The 21,657-nt window shown below is 59.0% G+C and carries 18 protein-coding genes; 10 read left to right on the plus strand and 8 right to left on the minus strand.

The window, feature by feature from the left end; all coding sequences use genetic code 11:
- The first annotated feature begins 57 nt into the window (after nt 1-57).
- The 10 genes from AB5Y82_RS13135 to AB5Y82_RS13180 all read left to right on the plus strand — a co-directional run bounded on the left by AB5Y82_RS13135 (nt 58) and on the right by AB5Y82_RS13180 (nt 9,945).
- A complete protein-coding gene (locus AB5Y82_RS13135) occupies nt 58-1,125 on the plus strand; it encodes an extracellular solute-binding protein (RefSeq protein ID WP_368174066.1) in 1,068 nt (355 codons plus the stop codon).
- Nucleotides 1,126-1,841: 716 nt separating this feature from the next.
- Entirely contained in the window at nt 1,842-2,204 is a 363-nt protein-coding gene (locus AB5Y82_RS13140) for a hypothetical protein (protein ID WP_236341550.1), read from the plus strand.
- A 66-nt stretch (nt 2,205-2,270) separates the two neighbouring features.
- Nucleotides 2,271-2,930 (plus strand): DUF4145 domain-containing protein, encoded by a 660-nt coding sequence (locus AB5Y82_RS13145; protein ID WP_201912883.1) that lies wholly within the window; start codon nt 2,271-2,273, stop codon nt 2,928-2,930.
- 257 nt (nt 2,931-3,187) lie between these two features.
- Nucleotides 3,188-3,805, plus strand: coding sequence for a glutathione S-transferase family protein (locus AB5Y82_RS13150; protein ID WP_368174067.1), 618 nt, complete (start codon nt 3,188-3,190; stop codon nt 3,803-3,805).
- A gap of 233 nt (nt 3,806-4,038) precedes the next feature.
- Nucleotides 4,039-4,458 carry a D-ribose pyranase gene (gene rbsD, locus AB5Y82_RS13155; protein ID WP_368174068.1) on the plus strand — a complete coding sequence of 140 codons (420 nt, stop codon included), beginning with the start codon at nt 4,039-4,041 and terminating at the stop codon, nt 4,456-4,458.
- Nucleotides 4,459-4,494: 36 nt separating this feature from the next.
- A complete protein-coding gene (rbsA, locus tag AB5Y82_RS13160) occupies nt 4,495-6,024 on the plus strand; it encodes a ribose ABC transporter ATP-binding protein RbsA (RefSeq protein WP_075114653.1) in 1,530 nt (509 codons plus the stop codon).
- Entirely contained in the window at nt 6,021-6,989 is a 969-nt protein-coding gene (gene rbsC / locus AB5Y82_RS13165) for a ribose ABC transporter permease (RefSeq protein ID WP_338454740.1), read from the plus strand. Before rbsA ends, rbsC begins: the two co-directional genes overlap by 4 nt.
- A gap of 35 nt (nt 6,990-7,024) precedes the next feature.
- Complete coding sequence (gene rbsB / locus AB5Y82_RS13170; protein WP_005360585.1) at nt 7,025-7,900, plus strand: ribose ABC transporter substrate-binding protein RbsB; 876 nt, start codon at nt 7,025-7,027, stop codon at nt 7,898-7,900.
- Between the two features lie 108 nt (nt 7,901-8,008).
- Complete coding sequence (rbsK, locus tag AB5Y82_RS13175; RefSeq protein WP_368174069.1) at nt 8,009-8,941, plus strand: ribokinase; 933 nt, start codon at nt 8,009-8,011, stop codon at nt 8,939-8,941.
- Nucleotides 8,941-9,945 (plus strand): substrate-binding domain-containing protein, encoded by a 1,005-nt coding sequence (locus AB5Y82_RS13180; protein WP_111900903.1) that lies wholly within the window; start codon nt 8,941-8,943, stop codon nt 9,943-9,945. The genes rbsK and AB5Y82_RS13180 overlap by 1 nt, the downstream gene beginning before the upstream one ends.
- An 86-nt stretch (nt 9,946-10,031) precedes the next feature.
- On the opposite strand, the gene AB5Y82_RS13185 is transcribed toward AB5Y82_RS13180, so the two are convergent.
- The 8 genes from AB5Y82_RS13185 to pheT all read right to left on the minus strand — a co-directional run bounded on the left by AB5Y82_RS13185 (nt 10,032) and on the right by pheT (nt 21,651).
- Nucleotides 10,032-11,681, minus strand: a complete 1,650-nt coding sequence (locus AB5Y82_RS13185) for a diguanylate cyclase (RefSeq protein ID WP_162632576.1) — start codon at nt 11,679-11,681, stop codon at nt 10,032-10,034.
- On the minus strand, nt 11,681-12,157 hold the full coding sequence (locus tag AB5Y82_RS13190; RefSeq protein WP_111900945.1) for a hypothetical protein: 477 nt from the start codon (nt 12,155-12,157) through the stop codon (nt 11,681-11,683). The genes AB5Y82_RS13185 and AB5Y82_RS13190 overlap by 1 nt, the downstream gene beginning before the upstream one ends.
- A gap of 91 nt (nt 12,158-12,248) precedes the next feature.
- The gene (gene cobB, locus AB5Y82_RS13195) at nt 12,249-13,022 is read right to left on the minus strand and encodes a Sir2 family NAD+-dependent deacetylase (protein WP_005351956.1); all 774 of its coding nucleotides are present in this window, start codon (nt 13,020-13,022) and stop codon (nt 12,249-12,251) included.
- 60 nt (nt 13,023-13,082) lie between these two features.
- Nucleotides 13,083-13,724, minus strand: a complete 642-nt coding sequence (locus AB5Y82_RS13200) for a GNAT family N-acetyltransferase (protein ID WP_064336045.1) — start codon at nt 13,722-13,724, stop codon at nt 13,083-13,085.
- A 3-nt stretch (nt 13,725-13,727) separates the two neighbouring features.
- Nucleotides 13,728-14,972, minus strand: coding sequence for a response regulator (locus tag AB5Y82_RS13205; protein WP_111900905.1), 1,245 nt, complete (start codon nt 14,970-14,972; stop codon nt 13,728-13,730).
- Complete coding sequence (locus AB5Y82_RS13210; protein WP_368174070.1) at nt 14,959-18,948, minus strand: transporter substrate-binding domain-containing protein; 3,990 nt, start codon at nt 18,946-18,948, stop codon at nt 14,959-14,961. Before AB5Y82_RS13210 ends, AB5Y82_RS13205 begins: the two co-directional genes overlap by 14 nt.
- Nucleotides 18,949-18,963: 15 nt before the next feature.
- Nucleotides 18,964-19,260: an integration host factor subunit alpha gene (gene ihfA, locus AB5Y82_RS13215; protein ID WP_005300715.1), complete on the minus strand. Its 297-nt coding sequence runs from the start codon at nt 19,258-19,260 to the stop codon at nt 18,964-18,966.
- Between the two features lie 3 nt (nt 19,261-19,263).
- Nucleotides 19,264-21,651, minus strand: a complete 2,388-nt coding sequence (pheT, locus tag AB5Y82_RS13220; protein WP_274161701.1) for a phenylalanine--tRNA ligase subunit beta — start codon at nt 21,649-21,651, stop codon at nt 19,264-19,266.
- Between the last annotated feature and the right edge of the window lie 6 nt (nt 21,652-21,657).

Raw genomic sequence — 21,657 nt, forward strand, 5'->3', positions numbered from 1 at the left:
CTTTGGCGAACTCTGTCACGGTAGGCCGCAAGGCCCCATAACCCCAAGGAGTTGTTGATGACAATCCAACACAAGGCCAGCGCCCTGCTGGCAGCCGCCCTCACCCTCACCACCCCGCTGCTGAGCCAGAGCGCTCACGCGGCCGACGACAAGGTGGTCTACTTCTACAACTGGTCGGAATATGTGCCGGATGGCCTGCTGGAGCAGTTCCAGCAAGAGACCGGTATCAAGGTGATCTACTCCACCTACGAATCCAACGAGACCCTCTACGCCAAGCTGAAAACCCATGGCGACGGCTATGACGTGGTGGTGCCCAGCACCTACTTCATCTCGAAAATGGCCAAAGAGGGGATGCTGCAGCCGCTGGATCGCGCCCAGCTGCCCAACTTCAAGCATCTCGACCCTACCCTGCTCAACCACGAGTACGACCCGGACAACCGCTACTCCATCCCCTATATCTGGGGCGCAACCGGGATCGGCACCAACACCGATATCATCGAACAGCCGGTCACCAGCTGGAAGCAGCTCTGGGCACCGGAGTGGAAAGAGAGCCTGCTGCTGATGGACGATGCCCGCGAGGTGTTCCATATCGCGCTGGTGCAGCTGGGCTACAGCCCCAACACCCGAGACAAGGCGCAAATTGCCGAAGCATTCGAATACCTGAAAAAGCTGATGCCCAACGTCAAGGCGTTCAACTCCGACAACCCGGCCGACCCCTTTATCGCCGGTGAGGTCAATATCGGCATGCTGTGGAACGGCTCGGCCTACGGCGCCCAGCGCGAATACCCCTCCATCCAGATGACCTACCCCGAAGAAGGCGCCGTGCTCTGGATGGACAACCTCGCCATCCCGGCCAGGGCCAAGCATGTGAAAGAGGCCCATGCCCTGATCAACTTCCTGATGCGCCCCGATGTGGCCGCCAAGGTGGCCGAGGCGATTGGCTACCCCACCCCAGTCAAGGATGCCATTCCCCTGCTCACCCCGGCGTTTCGCAACAACCCCATGGTCTTCCCGAGCGACGAGATCAAGCGCAAGGGCGAGTTCCAGTCTGATGTGGGTGATGCCTCCCGCCTCTACGAGCAGTACTTCCTGCAGCTTAAAGCCATGGTGGCCAAAGCCGGTTAAGTCGGCGGTTAATCGGCCCTCTGACGGGCTTAATGGATAAAGGGGGCAATATTTGCCCCCTTCTCTTTTTAACCACTAGCCCCGTTTCTCAGCGCAATAATATTTTACACAGAGCGACATGGGGTACCTCAGTGAATAGCAAGATTTATGGATTGCCGCTGTGTTGCTGTGACGTTTGTCACGGCAACAAATAGGTCACTCGAATACGTCTAGACAATCAAGCCCTGTTAGTAATAACATGATTTTAAAGTGATTTAATAGTCAGCCACGGGTATAAAACAGAGTTATATGGTAGGCTATAACCGCTATCCATCCAATCTCTGTTGTGTTTTAAGGGATATATGGAACGATTTACACTATACACAATTCTTACGATCGGATTTCTTTGGGGTATTTTTACTCAACAGGATAATATCTGGTTACTAACGTATAAAATTTTCTATTTAGTACCATTCTGGGTTTACCCTTTCATACTTTCGTATGACCTATGGTTCACAATAGCTGGGAAGAACTCGAAGCAAGTCGCCGCCTACTACAAATCTATTTCGTTAGATCTAATTAATGGCGTTCTTTTAGCGGCATTTACAATTTCTCTTTTCTACCTATCTGGAATTAATTACTCTGACACCTCCATCGATATCGGTACATTTGGAGCATCTTTCATTATTTTAGGGATGTTAAAGTTAATCAAAGTATCCAGATACAAGATCGCAGGCATGCCAATTAACACCAAGTTCATATTTTTAATGGTTTTATGTATTTTTGGTTTTATCATAACTATGCTCTATTCATTATCTGACATAATAAAAGGCGAGTTTGAAATATGGCAGTCTATATGGCTTCAGATCTCGTTTTTATCAGTATCGATCTTTGTATTAGTTGAGGTTGGCAGAATAGTTTATTTTATTGAAAAAGCAGAAATGTCACCATCTCTAGGCCTTCTCACTTTTTTTGAGCGTATAGGCTCTAATCATAAATTATATGAAAATGCTACTGTACAAGCTGAAAAGTGGAACAAAGAAATTAAAATTGCTAAAGCCAAGCACTCAGCTAGATTGCGAAAAAAACGTAACATGTAACTGCACAGGAATACGCTCCTCATTTTCCTGTAAGCTCGGTGGTAGTCCCATAAAGGTATATTTTTGATGAATGAATCAATGAAAATCGCGAAAGCGCATTGCAACAAGTGCCTGCACGAAACAAAGCATTTTGTTGTGGCTGAAAGGAAAAATAGTGGAAGTGCACAAGCTGACCCACATGATCCTTACGATCAGTATGAGGTCAGTTGGTGTACAACATACACAATGCTAGAGTGTTGCGGGTGTGAAAACGTATCCCTGAAAAGGGAGTTTAATTTCTCGGAATGGGATAGTACTGAGGTTGAATATTATCCACCACAAGTGTCTAGACAGTTACCAAGATGGTACGAAGAACTCCCAGGTGAAATGGATGAGCTTCTCCAAGAAGTCTATTCAGCTTTACATGCAGATAGCCGTAGACTTGCGCTAATGGGGGCCAGAGCCTTAGTTGACATATATATGAATGAACAGTTAGGTGATATTGGTGGATTCGCAAAAAAGTTAAGTACGCTTGAAGAACGTGGGTTGATCAGCAAACCAAATAAAGAGTATTTAGAAGCCGCACTAAATGCAGGTCATGCGGCGGCTCATAGGGCGCATAAGGCAAAAGTGGCAGAGGTCAATCAAGTGATAGATATTGTTGAAAACCTTCTTCAAAATTACGTTCTTAAAGAAGCAGCTAAAAATTTGAAAGCAAAAACGCCATCTAGAGAAAACAATAGCTAACTTTAGCGGTGCATTGTCATGACCAGTTATCACTGGTGATATGTTACGGCCCCATCGTGCAATAGCGAGAAAATAGTATCGGCAAACGATAAGGCGGCCAAAGTCGATTAATTCTGCACTTTTTCATCACCCCTTAGGGGTGTAGATTGGTTATGGGGGCAAGCGTTGCCCCTCTCTTTTTTCATGACTGCCCGTGGTGCTGTGCGAAGCAATCTTTCGCCGATATCGCGGGTGGCCTGAGCCAATCAGGAGTATTCATGTCCGATCTGACCCTCTTCTTCGCCCCCGGCTCCTGCGCCGTGGCGGTCCAAATCGCACTGCTGGAAACCGGCGCCCCGTTTACTGCCCGCCAGCTCAATCTGGCTGCCGGTGAGCAGCGTTCGCCCGAATACCTCGCCATCAACCCCAAAGGGCGGGTGCCTGCCCTTGTCACCGAGCAGGGCACCCTGACCGAGACCCCGGCCCTGCTGCTCTATGTGGCACAGCGCTTCCCCGATGCCAAGCTGGCGCCGCTGGACAACCCGTTCCTGCTGGCCCGCATGCAGGAGGTCAACAGCTTCCTCGCCTCCACCGTGCATGTCTCCCACGCCCACGGTCGCCGTGGCAGCCGCTGGGCCGATGACGAGCAGGCCATTGCCGCCATGCAGCAGAAAGTCGCCAGCAATATGCGCGATGGTTTTGCCCAGATTGAGCAGCACTATCTGGCAGGCCCCTGGGTGCTGGGCGAGCAGTTCAGCGTGGCGGATATCTATCTGTTCGTGGTCGCGGGCTGGCTGAAAAGCGATGGGGTCGAGATCAGTGAATTCCCCAAGGTTGCCGATCATTATCGCCGAATGCTGAGCCGTCCGGCGGTCGCCAAGGCACTGGCCGACTAACCATAAAATCAATAGCTCGATACATAACAAGGGTGCCAGGGCTCTGCTGACACCCTTCCTGCCTCCTCCCCTGCACTTCTTCTCCCGCCTTTGAGATCGTTTTCACATTTCCGTGGTTTTGCCGTGGCCCTTCCTTAGTAAAAAGCCTATCTTTGCGCCATGACGCAACCGGTTGCGTAACCGGTTGCCTAGCGGTTCACAGATTGACGGGCCAAGGCCTGATGAGGTGCTGTATGAAACGAGGCGTACTGCTCAATGCTCCCCTGAGTGCTCTGGTGGCACAGATGGGCCACACCGACGAGATCACCGTCTGCGATGCAGGCTTGCCCATTCCGGCAGGTCCGGAGCGGATCGATCTGGCGCTGATGGCGAGCACCCCCAGCCTTGAAACCGTACTGACCGCCCTGCTCACCGATCTGGTGGTGGAGAAGGTGATCATGGCAAGCGAGATCAAGCAGATCAGTCCCGCCGCCCATCAGGCGCTGGTCGATCAGCTTGAAGCCCACGCAGCCGCCCAGGGCAAGCCCATCGCCATCGAATACTGCCTGCATGAGGAGTTCAAAACCCGTTCCCGCCAGAGCAAGGCGATCGTGCGCAGCGGCGAGGTGACTCCCTACGCCAACCTGATCCTCTGCGCCGGTGTGGCGTTCTGACATTCTTCAAAGAAGGCCTCTTCAAGGAAGCTGCAAATGAGCACAACCTCCCCCCTCTCACCCATTCTGGAGCTGACCGGGATCGTCAAGACCTTCCCCGGTGTGCGCGCCCTCGACGAAGCGGGTCTGCGGGTCTATCCGGGCCAGGTGATGGCCCTGCTCGGTGAAAATGGCGCCGGCAAATCCACCCTGATGAAGGTGCTGACCGGCATCTATCAGGCCGATGCGGGCAGTGTCAGCTACCGCGGTCAGTCGGTCCACTTCAAGGGGCCGCGCGATTCTCAGGATCAGGGGATCAGCATCATCCACCAGGAGCTGAACCTGCTGCCGGAGTTGTCGATTGCCGCCAACATCTTCCTCGGGCGCGAACCGCGCACCCGTTTTGGCAGCATCGACCACAAACAGCTGCGCGAGCGGGCAAGCGGCCTGCTGGCACGACTTGGCGTCAAACATGGGCCGGATACCCGACTCGGGGATCTCTCCATCGGCGAACAGCAGATGGTGGAGATTGCCAAGGCACTGTCGTTCGATGCCAGCGTCATCATCATGGACGAACCCACCGATGCGCTGACCGATACCGAGACCGAGCAGCTGTTCAAGGTGATCCGCGAGCTGCGTGAGCAGGGTTGCGGCATCGTCTATATCTCCCACCGCCTCAAAGAGATCTTCGAGATCTGCGATCGGGTCACTGTGCTGCGCGATGGCAAGTGGATTGGTGAGAAGGCGGTGAGCGATCTGGATGAAGACAAGATCATCGAGATGATGGTGGGTCGCCGTCTGGAAGAGCAGTATCCGCGCCTTGAGCGCGAGCTTGGCCCCGTCAGCCTGCAGGTGAAGGATCTGGCTGGTCCCGGCGTGCGCGGGGTGAGCTTCTCCCTGCGTCAGGGGGAAATTCTGGGCTTTAGCGGCCTGATGGGCTCCGGCCGTACCGAGCTGATGAAGCTGATCTACGGCGCCAGCCCCATCAGCGCCGGTGAAGTGCAAGTTGACGGCCATGCTCTGGTGCCCAAAAGCCCGGCCGACGGGTTGGCCGCAGGCATCGCCTATATCTCTGAAGATCGCAAGGGGGATGGGCTGGTGCTGGAGCTGTCGGTGCGCGAAAACATGAGTCTGTGCGCTCTCGACGAGTTCATCAGCAACGGCAAGATCGACGGCAAGGCCGAACGGCAGGCGGTGAGCGACTATGTGCGCCTGTTCAACATCAAGACCCCGAGTCAGGATCAGCTGATAAAGCTGCTCTCCGGCGGCAACCAGCAGAAGGTGGCCATCGCCAAGGGGCTGTTGACCCGGCCCAAGGTGCTGATCCTCGACGAGCCGACCCGCGGCGTCGACGTGGGGGCGAAGAAGGAAATTTATCAGCTGATCAACCAGTTCAAGAAGGAGGGGATGAGCATCATTCTGGTCTCCTCCGAGATGCCGGAAGTGCTCGGCATGAGTGATCGCATCATGGTGATGCACGAAGGGCGCATCAGCGCAGAGTTCAACACCCGCGATGCCAATCAGGAGAAGCTGATGGCGGCGGCAGTCGGTAAACAGTGGCAAGCAGAGCAAGAGGCATCCCAATGACAACCCAAACCCTTTCCCGCCGTGGCGTCATGAGCAAGGCGTGGTGGATCGAGAACAAATCCCTGGTCGCGCTGCTGGTCCTGATTGGTGTGGTCTCCTTTCTGAGCCCCAACTTCTTCACCGCCGACAACCTGCTCAACATCCTACGCCAGACCTCGGTCAACGCCATCATGGCGGTCGGCATGACGCTGGTTATCCTTACCGCCGGTATCGATCTGTCGGTCGGCTCGGTACTGGCCCTGTGCGGTGCGCTGGCTGCCACCATGGTCGCCATGGAGCTGCCGATCTGGCTGGTGGTGCCCCTCACTCTGGGTGCCGGTGCCCTGCTGGGTGGTGTCAGCGGCCTCATCATTGCCAAGGGCAAGGTGCAGGCATTTATCGCCACCCTGGTCACCATGACCGCCCTGCGCGGTATCACCATGGTCTATACCGAGGGCCGCCCCATCTCCACCGGTTTCAGTGACGGCGCCGATCACTTTGCCTGGCTCGGTACCGGTTACCTGTTCGGTCTGCCAGTGCCCATCTGGCTGATGGCCATCGTCTTCCTGCTCGCCTGGTTCATGCTCAACCACACCCGTCTCGGTCGCTACATCTACGCCCTGGGCGGTAACGAATCTGCGACCCGCCTCTCAGGTATCAATGTGGCTCGGGTGAAGCTGGCGGTGTATGGTCTGTGCGGCGCACTCTCGGCACTGGCAGGGCTTATTGTTACCTCTCGCCTCTCCTCTGCCCAGCCCACTGCGGGCATGGGTTATGAGCTGGATGCCATCGCTGCGGTGGTGCTGGGTGGTACCAGCCTGATGGGCGGCAAGGGCCGCATCATGGGGACCCTGATCGGTGCCCTGATCATCGGCTTCCTGAACAACGCCCTCAACCTGCTCGATGTATCGTCCTATTACCAGATGATCGCCAAGGCCAGCGTGATCTTGCTTGCCGTGATGATCGATAACAAAAGCAATCGTTAATAACGTACGACATGCCACACACAAGGAATGAAATGATGAAAAAGCTCAATACCCTGCTCGCTGCCGCCATCATGTCCGTGCTGGGCACCGCCCAGGCCGCCGATCAAACCCTGGCCATGGTGGTCTCCACCCTCAACAACCCCTTCTTTGTCACTATGAAAGAGGGTGCTGAAGCCAAAGCCAAAGAGCTTGGTTACGAGCTGGTGGTACTGGACTCCCAGAATGACCCGGCCAAAGAGCTCTCCAACATGGAAGATCTCACCGTACGCAAGGTCGGCGCCATCCTGATCAACCCCACCGACTCCGAAGCGGTTGGCAACGCCATTCGTCTGGCCAACCGCGCCAGCATCCCGGTACTGACCCTGGACCGCGGCGCCGCGCAGGGGGAGGTCAAGGCCCACATTGCCTCCGACAACGTGGCGGGCGGCAAGCTGGCCGGTGACTTCATCACCGAAAAACTGGGTACCGGCGCCAAGGTCATTCAGCTGGAAGGGATTGCCGGTACCTCCGCCGCCCGCGACCGTGGCGAAGGTTTTGCCCTAGCCGTGGCGGCCAACAAGCTGCAGGTGCTGGCTTCCCAGCCTGCCGACTTTGACCGTACCAAGGGTCTGAACGTCATGGAAAACCTGCTGGCCGCCCATCCGACCGTACAGGCTGTGTTCGCCCAGAACGACGAGATGGCGCTGGGTGCCATCCGCGCGGTACAAGCTGCCGGCAAAGAGGTAATGATCGTCGGTTTCGACGGCACTGACGATGGCAAAGCCGCCGTAGCCAAGGGTAAACTGGCCGCCACCGTGGCCCAGCAGCCTGCCCTGATCGGTGCCATCGGCGTCGAGACTGCCGACAAGGTGCTGAAAGGTCAACCGGTAGAGAAATCCATTCCGGTACCGCTGCAAGTGGTCAGCAAATAAATCACAAGGGGGAGGCTCGCCTCCCCTTTTCCCTTTCGTTCAGGTGCCTCCCGGCTTGAGCTCACTCCATCACAGTGTTCAAGCCAAGATGCATCAGGAGTAGTCAACATGAATCGTCTCGTCGTTCTGGGCAGTGTCAATGCAGACCATGTGCTGCGCGTACCCCACTTTCCTCGCCCGGGTGAAACCCTGACCGGTCACAGCTATCAGGTGGTGCCCGGTGGCAAGGGGGCCAATCAGGCGGTTGCGGCCGCCCGTCTCGGTGCCCCCGTCTCCTTTATCGCCCGCATCGGTGATGACGCCATCGGTCACCAGATGAAGAGCGGCTTTGCCAAAGATGGCATCGACGTCAGCGCCGTCGAACTCGATCCCAAGCTCCCGACCGGTATCGCCATCATCTATGTGAGCGATGAGGGGGAGAACAGCATCGGTATCTCCGCCGAAGCCAACGGGGCCATCACCCCTGCCGTGGTGAAAAACCACGAAGCGATGATCGCCGACGCCCACACCCTGCTGTTGCAACTGGAAGTGCCGCTGGAGAGCGTCCATGAGGCTGCACGCCTGGCTCGCGCCCATGGCACCCGGGTGGTGCTTAACCCCGCCCCTGCCCGTCCGCTCTCAAGCGAACTGCTGGCTCTGGTCGACCTTATCACCCCCAACCAGACCGAGGCCGAGCTGTTGACCGGCGTCAAAGTCACCGATGAAGCGAGTGCCCGCGAGGCGGCCGCCCGCTTCCACCAGATGGGTATTGCGGACGTGATGATCACCCTGGGGTCGCAGGGGGTCTATTGCAGCAACGCCCAGCAGCAACAGCTGATACCGGGCTTTCGGGTCAAGGCGGTGGATACCACAGCCGCAGGCGATACCTTCAACGGCGCCCTGCTGGCGGCGGAACTGGCGGGTGCCGATTTCCACAGCGCGGTGCGCTTTGCCCACGGGGCGGCGGCACTCTCCGTCACCCGATTCGGTGCCCAGAGCTCCATCCCGAGCAAGCAGGAGGTCGACGCCTTCCTGCTTGAGCAGACTGCGCAGGGGAACTGATGGCCAATATCAAGGAGGTGGCGGCGCTGGCGGGGGTCTCCACCACCACCGTCTCCCATGTCATCAACGAGACCCGTTTCGTGGCCGAGGAGACCCGCGAACGGGTCTTTGCGGCCATGCGTGATCTCAACTATGCCCCGAGTCTGGTGGCCCGCAGCCTTAAGGTGAAGGAGACCAACAGTATCGGCATGCTGGTCACCACCTCCAGCAACCCCTTCTTTGCCGAAGTGGTGCGCGGGGTGGAACGTTACTGCTTCGAGCAGGGCTATAACCTGATGCTGGGCAACACCGAAGGGCAGGCAGAAACCGCCCTCTCCTACCTCAAGATGATGCTGCGCAAGCGGGTCGATGGCCTGCTGATCATGTGTAGCGCAGGCCAACAAGAGGTGTTCAACCAGCTCGACTGGCTCAAGAGCCTGCCGGTGGTGGTGATGGATTGGGGGCTGGTCAGCGAGGATGTGGATCTTATCGCCGACAACTCCTTCCATGGCGGTTATCTGGCGACCCGCCATCTGATTGAGCTGGGCCACACCGCCATCGGTTGCATCACAGGCCCCCACAGCCGAGCCCCCGCCAACCAGCGCCAAGCTGGCTTCGAGCAGGCGTTGCAGGAGGCGGGTCTCACGATCAATCAAGAGTGGATCCAGGAGGGTGATTTTGACTGCGCCAGCGGCCATCAGGCGATGACCCGTCTGTTGGCATTGCCCGAGCGCCCCACCGCCCTCTTTGTCTGCAACGATATGATGGCGATGGGTGCCATCAGTGCCGCCCATCAGGCGGGGCTGGTGATCCCGCGGGATATCTCCATCGTTGGCTATGACAATGTGGCACTGGCAGAATTTATGTCGCCGCCGCTCACCACCGTCAACCAGCCCAAAGAGGAGCTGGGGCGCCTCGCCGTCACCCGCCTGTTGGCGCGGATCAACGGCGAAGCGGTGGAGAACCACCTGATCACCGTCGACCCGGACCTGGTGATCAGACAATCTTGCGCCCCTCGCCCCTGATTTTCAGGGGCAACAAAAGAACAAGGCGACCCCGAGGTCGCCTTGTTTCATTCTGTCTCTTGTCGGTGCAATACCGCTTTTTGCCCTCAGGCCAGCGACCGGGTCTCCCTGACTGCCAGCACTTGCAGTGGCTCCAGCCCCAATCGTCTGGCCAGAGGTTGCAACAACTCGCCATCTTCATCACCCTGCGGCAACCAGTAGCGGACAGGCCAGCCGGCGGCCAACTGCGCCGCGGTGGTGCTGCCAATCTCTCTGAGCGCCAGAGTGCAACCCTGCTGCCGCAATCCCGCTAGCAGGGCACCATCCGGCTGTAGCGTCGGTACCAGCAACACTAGCGGCGTGCAGGAAGCCTCCGGCAAATAGGCCAGTAGATGGGTCAGCTGGGCCTGATTGTCGAGCGGGACCAGCAGTGTCCGACCATCGGCATACTGCGCCTCGTGCGTTTGCAGCACACGGGCCAACACGGGCCCCAGTACGCCGCACTCCTGCAGCCAGCGCATATGGCATGGGACTCCCTGCTCACGCCACTCAAGCGCCAATTGCCACATCTCGTTGCCCTGCCCGTCCGTCAGCGGCTGCAATGCCACTCGCAGCGGTGCTGGCTCGCGCCCCGCCAACCACTCTCGCAGCTGATGAAGCTGCTGCTGACTCAACTGCAACTGCTGCAACATGGCAGGCTCAAACCAGCTGATCGCCCCCTCCTGGCTACGCTTGGCCTGGTTAAGGGCCAGGATGGCCTGATCCAGCAACCGGGCGGCATCCTGTTGCTGCGCCTTGGCAACCCCGAGCCGACAGGCCAGATCGAAGCTGCACTCCCGGGTCACGAACTCGAAATGGAGCAGATCCACCAGCTCATGAATGGCGGTTTCCAGCGCATCATCCGCCTTGGTCAGCACCACGGCAAATTCATCTCCGCCGAGCCGGTAAGCGTGGCTGCCATGGACCTGCAGCAGCTTGTTGGCCACCATCTGCAACAGCCGATCACCGACCTGATAACCCAGCAGATCATTGACCTGCTTGAAGCGCTTGAGATCGAGCACCACCAAAGCGCTCACCTCGCCAGCATGCAGAGCGCGAGAGAGCTGCTCCTGCAGGGCACGGCGGTTGCCCAGCTGGGTCAGGGGATCGAGCAGGGCAAGCCGACGGTTCGCCAGATTGGCGCGAATGAGGGCAGCGACCAGAGCGCCACCGGTCAGTAACAGGATCAGTTGCCAGATCTGCAGCCAGAACAGGCTGTTGCGGATTTGGCTGACCGAATGCTCCCGCTCCTGGCCGGAGAGGATCTGATCCCCTATCTGTTCGATGAGACGGGTCTGGCTGGCGATCGCCTCCTGCAAGCGGGCAAGCTCAGCCCCCTCGCGCAGCGCACCGACCTCCATCTGGGGTTCGAGCTGCTTGATCTGCTCGAACAGGGTGGCCAGCACTTTGCCGAGCCCGTGCCGCTGGCGCATCTCGGCGGTTTCACTGCTGATGAGGAAGATATCGAGCCGGTTCCACAGCAGATCGTAATCGAGGCTCAGGGTCTCCATCGACAGTCTGCCAGCCCGATAGAGCTGCAGGTCGTAGAGGAAACGCTGGGATTCGAGCATTACCTGACTGATGTTCCAGTGGACATTGCGGTAGAAAGTATCGACGAGCTGCTCCTGCCGATACTGCAGATAGAGACTGCTGCCGGACGAGAGCAGAAACAGCAGCGATACAGCAACCAACAGCAGATTTTGGCGGGATAGCCCCATCAATCGACGATCTCGATACGGGTCACCTGCCACACCATGCAGTTGTGAATGGCAGGGACGTCCAGCTTGGGATAGGTGGTGAACGGGATGAGCAGCCAGAGCGGCCCCTTGTTACGCCGGGTCAGCAGTTTGCCGTCCTCCTGACGCACAAGAGTTAGCGGCACACCGTCGAACAGGGCCAGATCCACCACCTGCTGATAGCCGTTGAGGGCCGAGACGGCGATCTTGCGAGCATCCGGGATCCCTTGCGCCGCCAGCACGGCTGACAGGGTCGGCCCGCGATAGTGGTGGGCGCCCTGAGTCCAGGGGGTAGTGGTGGTGAATTCGGTCTGTGGCAAGGCGGAGAGAGCCGCCTCATCGAGGGTCACCTGCTGGCCATCTGGCAGTACCAGGGTCATCAGGGGGATGGAGGCCGATGCACTGGCACTGGCCAGCATCAGGAGAAAAAAAGCGATCCATTGCTTTACTGCGGTCATGGTAAATTGCGCCAACTGCGTCCCATTTTTTAAATGGTTGCCAGTGTGGCGATTTCACCGAACCATTGCAACTGTCCCGTCGCACAGTAGCTCAGGGACCGCGCATCTCCATCCAGTTGTGCCCCTCGACTTGCCTCGGTTGATGAATGCCGCACGCCTCCAGCAACTCATCGACATAGGCGGGTACCAGCAGGGAGGCTGGGCCATAACGTTTCTCGTCAAACTGGCTACCCACCTCGCTCGGCTCGAGATTGAGCTCGATGGTGTGCGCCCCGTTGAGGCCCGCTTCATGCACAAACCCGGCGGCCGGATAGACAGCGCCAGAGGTGCCGATGGAGATAAAGAGATCACACTGGGCAAGCGCGCTGTAGATGCGATCCAGCCCGAGCGGCATTTCGCCAAACCAGACCACATGGGGGCGCATCGGCTGGGGGAACTGGCAGCAGGAGCAGAGCTCGTCCTGATGGAGATCGCCGCGCCACTCGATCACCTGACCGGACTCGGGGCAGCGGGCCTTGAGCAGCTCGCCGTGCATATGGATAAGGTTCTTGCTGCCCGCGCTCTCATGCAGATTGTCGATGTTCTGGGTGACCAGGGTGACCGTGCCGGGCAGCAGCCGCTCGAGGCGGGCCAGCGCATAGTGGGCCGGATTGGGGTGAACCTGGGGCTGTTGCAGCTGTTTGCGGCGGGAGTTGTAAAAGCGCAGCACCAGTTCGGGATCCCGGGCATACCCCTCGGGGGTCGCCACATCCTCGACCTTGTGCTCTTCCCACAAACCGTCGCAGGCACGAAAAGTCTTGATGCCGGATTCGGCAGAGATCCCCGCGCCGGTCAGGATCACGATATGTTTATATGACTGCGCCATAAGCTGCTCCGTCTATCCCCGCACAATAAATGTGACCTTAGCACAGGGAAAAAAGTGTCACTATTCGCCCTTGGTCTTAAGCGGCGCCGCTGGCGGTGCGGGCAACCAGGCATCCAGTACCGACAGATCCAGCCTGACAAAGACCATCTCCCGCCCGGTTACCAGGGTCAGCGGCAAGCCAAGACGCTTGAGCAGGGTCAGCATGGGCCGGTTCTGGGCCAGCACTTCCGCCGTCCACTCCCGGATCCCGTCCGCCCTGGCCAGCAGTGCCAGCGCCAGCAGAATGCGCCGCCCCGCCCCCTTGTGCTGAAAGTGGTCCGCTACGATGCAGGAGAACTCCGCCCGATCGGGATGAAGGCGGCGACGGATTGATTGCGCCTGAGCCAGCGGCTCACCGGCCAGATCGGTCAGCAACAGCGAGATCTGTTGTTCGGGATGGTAATTGAGAAATTGGGCCACCTGTTCCGGTGGCGGTGTCCGTTTCGGACGCATAAAGCGCAGATAGATGCTCTCTTCACTCAATGCATCGTAAGCGGCCAGCATGCGGGCAGGCGCCACACCATGCAGCTCGCGCAGCAGGCAAGGCACCCCGGATACCTCCATCGCCAGTGGCAGCGCGGCCCGGGAGACCGGATGGGGCCAGCCATCCAGCCCTTTGCCAAGGCGCTCCCGGTGCATGGGCCAGCAGAGGTAGCGCGGCATGGCTTACCAGCGCCCCGTCATACCGCGCTCTCGCCACACCTCGACATCGAGCAGGTTGTAAGGATCATCCAGATAGACGGCGATCCCCAGCTCTCGAACCCGGGCCATAAAGCGTCCCAGCAGGGAGTCACCGGTCAAGGACTCCATCTCCGGCAAGATCCCCTGCCCCAGCAGCAAGGCTTGCAGCGGCAAACGTTCCAGCAGATCGAATGGCAGATGCTGGCTGTTATCGAGCAGCAGCGCAAGCTTGCTCCCCGCCAGACTGGCTTGCAACACCAGCGCGAAGCGATCGGCATTGCCGAGCAGATGGTCACGACGGTGGATCAGCAGGGTCAGTTCGGCTGGGGTGCGCGACTGCTCAGACAGCCACTCCTTGAGCGCCTCCCAGCGGCTGGGCAAACCCGTCACCGCCAGCCAGACCGGATGAGGGGTCGCGGGACTGGAGAGCAGCCCAAGCTGACCCTGCACCTCCCCCTGCCAACGGCGGATGGAGCGGCGCTGGCCGCTCAAGCGCTGCTGACGCAGCGGGCCCAGATAGAGTCGACGCAGCAACCTGAGCAGCTCGTCACAATCAAGCGGCTTGGCCAGCGCCGCCAGAATATTGAAACCGGCATCGTGCAGCAGGCGGCGGGCACCGTCGATCAGCGTCTGCTCATGGGCCGAAAGCAGCACGATGGGCAGCCCGGCCTCCTGCAACTGGGGCTGGTTCATCAGCAGACTGATGGCATCTTGCTCCACCAGACTGAGATCGCACACCAGCAGGCTGATGTCGCCCGCCGACAATGCCGCAAGACAGGCCGATTCATCCTGTACCCACTGACAGGAGAGCCCCAGTCCGGCGATGGTCTGTTGCAGTTGCATCCCCTGAAACGGGTGATCCTCGAGCAGCAGCACCTTGTTAGCGGCCAGCCAGTTGCACCAGTTACGGTAACTGGCGGCAAGCCCCCCCAGCCAATCCTCGCCGATAGCGTAAATTCCCTCATGCTGTTGCAACTGGGGGAAATAGTCCGCCTGCTGATGAGCGGCGGGGTCGTAAAGGGCAATGGCACCTGCCGCAAACAACCCTTCCCACTGCCAGCAGGCATCCGGTCGGGTACGGTGCAGCGTGACATAGGAGGGCAATATCATGGTGCTGGCCAACTCATGGGCGGTGCTGTCGAGGGCATAGAGCACAATGGGGCAAAATCCTGCCGCCTCATGCTCTTCCGAATCGAGCAACGCCAGTAATTCTTCATCAGTGATGATCATCTTGAGCCCTCTTTGAAAACTGCTGGCTGAACTCATCCAGTGCCCGGTTCAATCTGGCTTGCAGCATCGGATGGGGCGCCTGTTGCCACTCTTCAATGACCGCCACCAACGCAGTCGCCCCTACCATTCTGGCGGCCCCCTTCAACTTGTGTAAAGCAGCATTCACGCCAACATCATCTTCTTCTGTGCTGCAGCGCTCAAGTTCGGCCAAATCATCACGGGTAGCCTTCAGATAAAGGGCGGCCAGTTCATCGGTCAGCAGCGAGGCAACCGGTGTCGGGGCGACAGCATTGCTCCCCTCTTTGGCAATATGGCGCAGCAAGGTCGCCAGCTCCTTGAGGGCGACCGGCTTGTCCAGATGGCCATCGCAACCGCAGGATTGCAGCTCCCTTGCCGCCTGATCACTGAGATCTGCGGTGATCACATAGACCGGCAGACGGGCCCAACGGGCGGATTGGCGCAATTGCCTGCACAGCTCGGCCCCGTTCATCACCGGCATCTGCAGATCGGTCAGCACAAAATCCACCTTCTGCTGCGCCAGCATCTCCAGCGCCAGCTGCCCGTTGGCGGCAGTGATAACGCTGGCACCAAGTTGGCCTAGTTGCAGGCTGATCAGCTCGCGATTGACATCGTGATCTTCAACCAGCAGTACCCGCATGCCAAGCCCTGGCTGGGTGCCTGCGACCGGTTGATCCGGGGTCAACCGTGGCTGCAGCAGGGTGATGATGGTCCCGGGCACCCAGGACTCCCCTTGCCAGGCCCAATAGTAGAGCCCCTTCTCGTCCACCTCCGCTTGCAGCGTATCAACGGCGTTGCTGACGGTGGCGATCCCCAATCGACTGAGCCAGGGCGACAGCGCTTGCGCCTCACCGTGCGGTAAAGAGAGCGCCAGCTGCCGCACATTGGGCTGCCAGTCCGGCTCCTGCTGCACCCGCTTGAGGGGCAACTCGCAATAGAAGCGGCTACCACCACCGGCGCGCCCCTCGACATCGATAAGCCCACCCATCTGCTCGATCAGCTGCTTGCAGATCGCCAGACCAAGACCGGTGCCCGGCGCCCGCAACTGCCCTTCAACGGCAAACTGCTCGAACGGCATAAAGAGCGTGGTACGCATCTTGGCGGTGATCCCCGGTCCCTGATCATCCACACCAAAGCGCAAGGTCGATGCGACCACCTCGGCCCACAGCACCACTTCCCCACGCAGGCTGAACTTGATGGCATTGGAGAGCAGGTTGTGGAGCACTTGCCGTACCCGGTGAGGGTCGAGGGTCTGCTGGGCTGGCAGAGCCGGGTCCAACTTAAGGCGCAGTTGCAATCCCTTGGCCCGCGCCTTGGTCCAGTGCACTGCCGCCACGTGCTCACACAACTCGGCAAAATCGGTGGGTTGCGGCGAGAGGGAGAGTTTGCTGTTTTCGTTGCGGCTAAAGTCGAGCACATCGTTGAGCAGGCCGAGCAGCTCATCCCCCGCCTGACGCACCCGTGCCAGCGCAGAGTCTTGCTCTCTCGACAAAGGAGTACTGGCCAGCCACTCCAGCAAGCCGAGCATGGCGTTCATAGGCGTGCGGATCTCGTGGCTGATGGCGGCCAGAAAGCGCCCCTTGGCCAGAACTGCCTGTTGCGCCTGCTCATGGGAGTGCTGCAGTGCCTGATCCTGCTCGACCCTAGCAGTGGCATCCTGCATCACCGCATAGATCCGCCACCCCTGCGGCTGACTGCGGCCACGGCCATAGAGCTGCAACCAGCGCACACCCTTGGTCGGATGGTGATAGCGCATGGTGAACGCGAAGGGTTTGCCAGCCTGCAACATGGCGAACATCTCACGGCTTACCCGACGGCGATCCTCGCGCTCCAGCATAATGAGTACCCGTTTGGGCTCACGACGGATCTGCTGGCTCGCCAGCCCCAGCAGCTCGTAACAGCCCCGGCTGATAAACTCGATACCCCCCACCCGTCCCCGCTCGAACATAAACTGCAGCACCACGCCGGGAACGGTATTGGTCAGGGCGCGCAGGCGGCGCTCTGCCTGACGCAGAAAACGGGCCTGCTCACGCAGCACACTGATATCCGACAGGGCGATGAGATCGGTGGCAGGTGCTTGCTTGTCCAGCCGCAGCGGATGTTGGGCATAGGCGAAGACCTGATCCCCCAGCACCAGCTCCCCTTCGCTCTTTTGCGGCTGTACCGGCGGCAGCATCAACTGCTGCGAATAGCGCAGGGCCAGACGTCGCCCCTGTTTATTGGATTTGATCACCTTGCCCTGGCTATTGCGCAGATAGACGGGCACCGGCAACGCCTGAAACATGGTTTCCCGCAGCTCGCTCTCGATGGCCAGCGCCTTCTCGGCGGCGTGACGCTGGGCGACTTCCCGTGCCAGTTGCTGGCGGGAGCGCCAGATCCCGCCGATGACGATACCGCTGATCAGCAGTGCCATGGCAATGGAGCCAAACCAGGCCGCGTAGCTCACGCCGGGCTGCTGCACGACGAGCAAGCGGCGCCAGCGCTGGTTAAGTTCGTCAATCTGGGTGCTGGTCAGCGCCATCAGGTTGCGATCCATCACCCCGGCCAGTTCGGTCTGACTCTTGTTGATGGCAAAGCCAAGACTGAAGCGATCTTCCAGCTCCTCGATATCGAGCCCTTCCAGCAAGTTGGTACGCTGGGGATATTGCAGCTGATAAAGCTCGCTCAACATGGCGTCAGCCTTGCCCTGTTTGATCGCGGCAAGCCCCTGCTCGAGGCCGTCGGTGCGAACCCACTCCTGATCACCGAGCAGGGCGAGCAAGGAGGGATCGTAGAGGGATTCCGGCACCAGAATACGCTGCCGCTTGAGTTGGGTAATGCGATCGGCAGCCAGCTTGCGCTTGCTGATCAAGGCAAACCGGTTGGTGGAGATCGTCCGGCTGAAAATGAACTGATCCGTCAATGCCGGGGATTCCGGCAAGCCGGCCATCATATCCGCCTCACCACGGCGCAGCTTTTCTACGGCCTCCGCCTTGCTGGCGGCAGGCACCAGCTTGTATTTCAGGCCGGTCTCCTGGGTGACCCAGCGCAGCACATCCGCGCTCCACCCTTTCGCCTCCCCCAGATCATTGACGCCGCTATAGGGCATCAACTCGGGATTGACCACCAGGCGAATGGTGCGACCGCGGCCGGATAACCAGGCCTGCTCGGTATCGCTGAAGTGGGGCTGGTTGACGTAGAGCGATCCCTGATCGAGATAGCGAGCCAGATCGGTATAGATAGTACCGGCGGGCATATGACGGATCAGGGTGTCCACCAGATTGGCCAACTCAGGCTGATCACGCATCATCAGGCGATAGCTGATGATCCGATCCTCACCAAACAGGCGCCGCAGACGCAACCCATCAGCCGGAAACTCGCGCATCAGATAGCGCAGTTGCAGATAGTCCCCCAGATAGGCATCACCTTTGCCACTTTGCAGCGCGTCGTAGACCTTCTCTCCGCTTTTTAGGGAAATAATGCGTGCCTGGGGATAAAGCTCGTGCAGCAGGCGGGCAGAGTCTGCCACCGAGTAGACCAGAAAGCGGGCCTGTTTGAGATTTTCACCCTTGTAGAGGATGGCGGCATCGGTCTCCATCATCGGACGACTTAACCGCATGCCCTCCACGGCCTTCTTGCGGGTTCCGACATAGGGAATGATGTCACAGTCACCCTCTGCGAGCCCGTTGCGCAATGTCTGCCAATCGGGCAACTCTTTGAGCACGAGGGGAACCGGGAACAGCTCCTGCAACCGGGCGAGACGATCCTTGAGCAGTCCCCCCTCGGCCATCAGGTATGGTGGAGGAAGCGTCGCAGGATAGCAGAGCGAAAGCTGACTCAGTGAATTTACATAAGCTTGGGCCGCCGGCGCCAACGGCAGCACTGTGGTCTGCAAAGGCTTGGCGTGCAATGGCAGTGCCAGCACGGCACCCAGAAGAAAAATGGGGAATTTGGTCATCTGAAAACAAAAGCCAGGCATCTGCCTGGCTTTTTATCACTCGTTGGGTTCAACATTTTCTACCCTGGCCTTGAGCTTCTGGCCAGGCCGGAAGGTCACCACGCGGCGGGCGCTGATAGGAATATCCTCGCCCGTCTTGGGGTTGCGTCCGGGACGCTGATTCTTCTCACGAAGGTCAAAGTTACCGAAGCCTGAAATCTTGACTTGTTCACCACGCTCAAGCGCCTGTCGGATTTCCTCAAAGAAGGCTTCCACCATATCTTTGGCTTCACGCTTGCTCATCCCGAGCTGGGTGAACAGGTGCTCTGCAATGTCGGCTTTGGTAAGCGCCATAGATCAATCCCTCAAGGATGCATTCAACTCTTCACCAAGGGCCCGCACGACATTGTCTACGGTCTCGGCAATCTCTTTCTCCTCCAGGGTGCGCTGGGTGTCTTGCAATACAAGACTGATGGCCAGGCTCTTCTTGTCCTCTGCCATACCAGCACCCTGGTATACGTCAAACAAGTTTATTCCAACTACCTGATTTCCGCCAACTTTTTTAATTACCGCAAGCACATCACCTGCCAGAACCTGACGATCGACCACGACGGCAATGTCGCGACGGTTCGCCGGGAACTTGGAAACTTCGGCAGCCACAGGCACCTTGGCCGGGGTCAGCTTATCCAGCTCCAGCTCAAACATCACCGCGCGGCTCTTGAGGCCCAGCTTCTTCTCGAGGCTCGGGTGGATCACGCCGATGTGGCCGATGATCTCGCCATTGCGCAGGATGGCTGCGCTCTGGCCCGGGTGCAGGGCGCTGTGCTCGGTGCGCTCGAAGGTAAAGGTGGCCCCTTCGGCGGTCAAATCCAGCACCGCTTCCAGATCCCCTTTCAAATCAAAGAAGTCGGCTGCGCGGGTTTTGATGTCCCAGTGCTCGTCGCTCTGGTTGCCAGTGATGATACCGGCCAGCATCGGCTCCTGACGGATGCCATTCTCGGCGCTTTCATCCTTGATGAAACGCAGACCCTGTTCAAACAGACGCACACGCGGCTGCTGACGGTTCTGGTTGTAAACGACGGCCTGCACCAGACCCGGGAACAGAGAGACACGCATGGCGGACATCTCGACCGAGATCGGGTTCGGCAGCACGATGGCATCGCTCTGCGGGAACAGGGTTTGCTGGGTCTTGGGATCAACGAAGCTGTAGGTGATCGCCTCCTGGAAACCGCGGTCAACCAGCAGGTCGCGCACGCGCTTCAGGGTCACCTGCCCTTCTGCCTGCTCCACCATCGCCAGAGAGGCGGCGGGTTTCAGGTTCGGGATGTTGTTGTAGCCGTAGATGCGGGCCACTTCCTCGATGAGGTCTTCCTCAATGGCGATATCGAAACGCCAGGAGGGTGCCAGCGCAGTCCAACCGTCAGCATCCACAGTAACCTGCATGCCAAGGCGAGTCAGGATCTCGACCACTTGAGCGTCAGCCACGCTGATACCGATCACCTTGTCGAGCTTGGTGCGACGCAGCTTGATGGGTGTCGCTTTCGGCAGATGGGCATCGGATTTGACCTCGATGACCGGACCCGCTTCGCCGCCGCAGATGTCCAGCAGCAGGCGAGTTGCACGGTCCATCACCTTGGCTTGCAGCTCGGGATCAACCCCGCGCTCGAAGCGGTGGGAGGAGTCGGTGTGCAGACCGTAAGCACGAGCACGGCCAGTGATGGAGAGCGGCGCGAAGAAGGCGCACTCCAGCAGGATGTCGGTGGTGGTCTCGGAAACACCGGTGCGGTTGCCACCGAAGATACCGGCCATGCAGGCAGGGCCTTTGGCATCGGCAATCACCAGGGTGGTCTCTTTGAGCTTCACTTCGTTGCCGTCGAGCAGGGTCATCGGCTCATCGGCGTGGGCGCGACGCACCACCAGTTCCCCTTCCAGGGTAGCCAGATCGAAGGCGTGCATCGGCTGACCGTATTCCAGCAGCAGGTAGTTGGTGATGTCGACGATGGCGTCGATGGAGCGAATGCCGCCCCGACGCAGCTTCTCTTGCATCCAGAGCGGGCTCTGGGCCTGCAGGTTCAGCCCCTTGATGACGCGCCCCAGATAACGGGGGCAATCGGCGGTTGCTTCAACCCGGATCGGGAAAGTTGCCTCAATGGTGGCAACAGCAGGTGCCCAGGTCGGCTCGACCACGTCCACGCTGTTGAGCACGCCAATTTCACGAGCCAGACCCGCGATACCGAGGCAATCGGCACGGTTCGGAGTCAGATCCACGTCGATGGAGACGTCGTTCAGATTGAGGTAGTCACGAATATCGGTACCAATGGGGGCATCGGCCGGCAGCTCGATGATGCCATCGGCTTCAACGTCGATACCCAGCTCACTGAAAGAGCAGAGCATGCCGTGGGACGGCTGACCACGCAGTTTGGCTTTCTTGATGGTGAAATCACCCGGCAGGGTCGCCCCTACTTTGGCCACACACACTTTCAAGCCCTGACGGCAGTTTGGCGCGCCACAGACGATGTCCAGCAGCTCGGCTTCACCCACGTTGACCTTGGTCACCCGCAGCTTGTCGGCGTCAGGATGTTGGGCGCACTCGACCACTTCACCCACCACCACATTGTTGAACTGGCCAGCCACCGCTTCCACGGCGTCCACTTCCAGACCGGCCATGGTGATCTGTTCGGCCAGCGCATTGTCACTTAACTCGGTGCGGACCCACTCCATCACCCAGGATTTACTGAATTTCATGTTCTC

The organism is Aeromonas sp. s13, from assembly GCF_040907905.1.
Classification (GTDB): Bacteria; Pseudomonadota; Gammaproteobacteria; order Enterobacterales; family Aeromonadaceae; genus Aeromonas; species Aeromonas veronii.

Coding starts and splice junctions, on each gene's coding strand:
- AB5Y82_RS13180 (WP_111900903.1), top strand. CDS start 8,941: ATGGCCAATATCAAGGAGGTGGCGGCGCTGGCGGGGGTCTCCACCACC.
- AB5Y82_RS13210 (WP_368174070.1), bottom strand. CDS start 18,948: ATGCCTGGCTTTTGTTTTCAGATGACCAAATTCCCCATTTTTCTTCTG.
- rbsK (WP_368174069.1), top strand. CDS start 8,009: ATGAATCGTCTCGTCGTTCTGGGCAGTGTCAATGCAGACCATGTGCTG.
- AB5Y82_RS13205 (WP_111900905.1), bottom strand. CDS start 14,972: ATGATCATCACTGATGAAGAATTACTGGCGTTGCTCGATTCGGAAGAG.
- pheT (WP_274161701.1), bottom strand. CDS start 21,651: ATGAAATTCAGTAAATCCTGGGTGATGGAGTGGGTCCGCACCGAGTTA.
- rbsA (WP_075114653.1), top strand. CDS start 4,495: ATGAGCACAACCTCCCCCCTCTCACCCATTCTGGAGCTGACCGGGATC.
- AB5Y82_RS13200 (WP_064336045.1), bottom strand. CDS start 13,724: ATGCCGCGCTACCTCTGCTGGCCCATGCACCGGGAGCGCCTTGGCAAA.
- ihfA (WP_005300715.1), bottom strand. CDS start 19,260: ATGGCGCTTACCAAAGCCGACATTGCAGAGCACCTGTTCACCCAGCTC.
- AB5Y82_RS13185 (WP_162632576.1), bottom strand. CDS start 11,681: ATGGGGCTATCCCGCCAAAATCTGCTGTTGGTTGCTGTATCGCTGCTG.
- AB5Y82_RS13140 (WP_236341550.1), top strand. CDS start 1,842: ATGCCAATTAACACCAAGTTCATATTTTTAATGGTTTTATGTATTTTT.
- rbsD (WP_368174068.1), top strand. CDS start 4,039: ATGAAACGAGGCGTACTGCTCAATGCTCCCCTGAGTGCTCTGGTGGCA.
- AB5Y82_RS13190 (WP_111900945.1), bottom strand. CDS start 12,157: ATGACCGCAGTAAAGCAATGGATCGCTTTTTTTCTCCTGATGCTGGCC.
- AB5Y82_RS13135 (WP_368174066.1), top strand. CDS start 58: ATGACAATCCAACACAAGGCCAGCGCCCTGCTGGCAGCCGCCCTCACC.
- rbsB (WP_005360585.1), top strand. CDS start 7,025: ATGAAAAAGCTCAATACCCTGCTCGCTGCCGCCATCATGTCCGTGCTG.
- AB5Y82_RS13150 (WP_368174067.1), top strand. CDS start 3,188: ATGTCCGATCTGACCCTCTTCTTCGCCCCCGGCTCCTGCGCCGTGGCG.
- cobB (WP_005351956.1), bottom strand. CDS start 13,022: ATGGCGCAGTCATATAAACATATCGTGATCCTGACCGGCGCGGGGATC.
- rbsC (WP_338454740.1), top strand. CDS start 6,021: ATGACAACCCAAACCCTTTCCCGCCGTGGCGTCATGAGCAAGGCGTGG.
- AB5Y82_RS13145 (WP_201912883.1), top strand. CDS start 2,271: ATGAATGAATCAATGAAAATCGCGAAAGCGCATTGCAACAAGTGCCTG.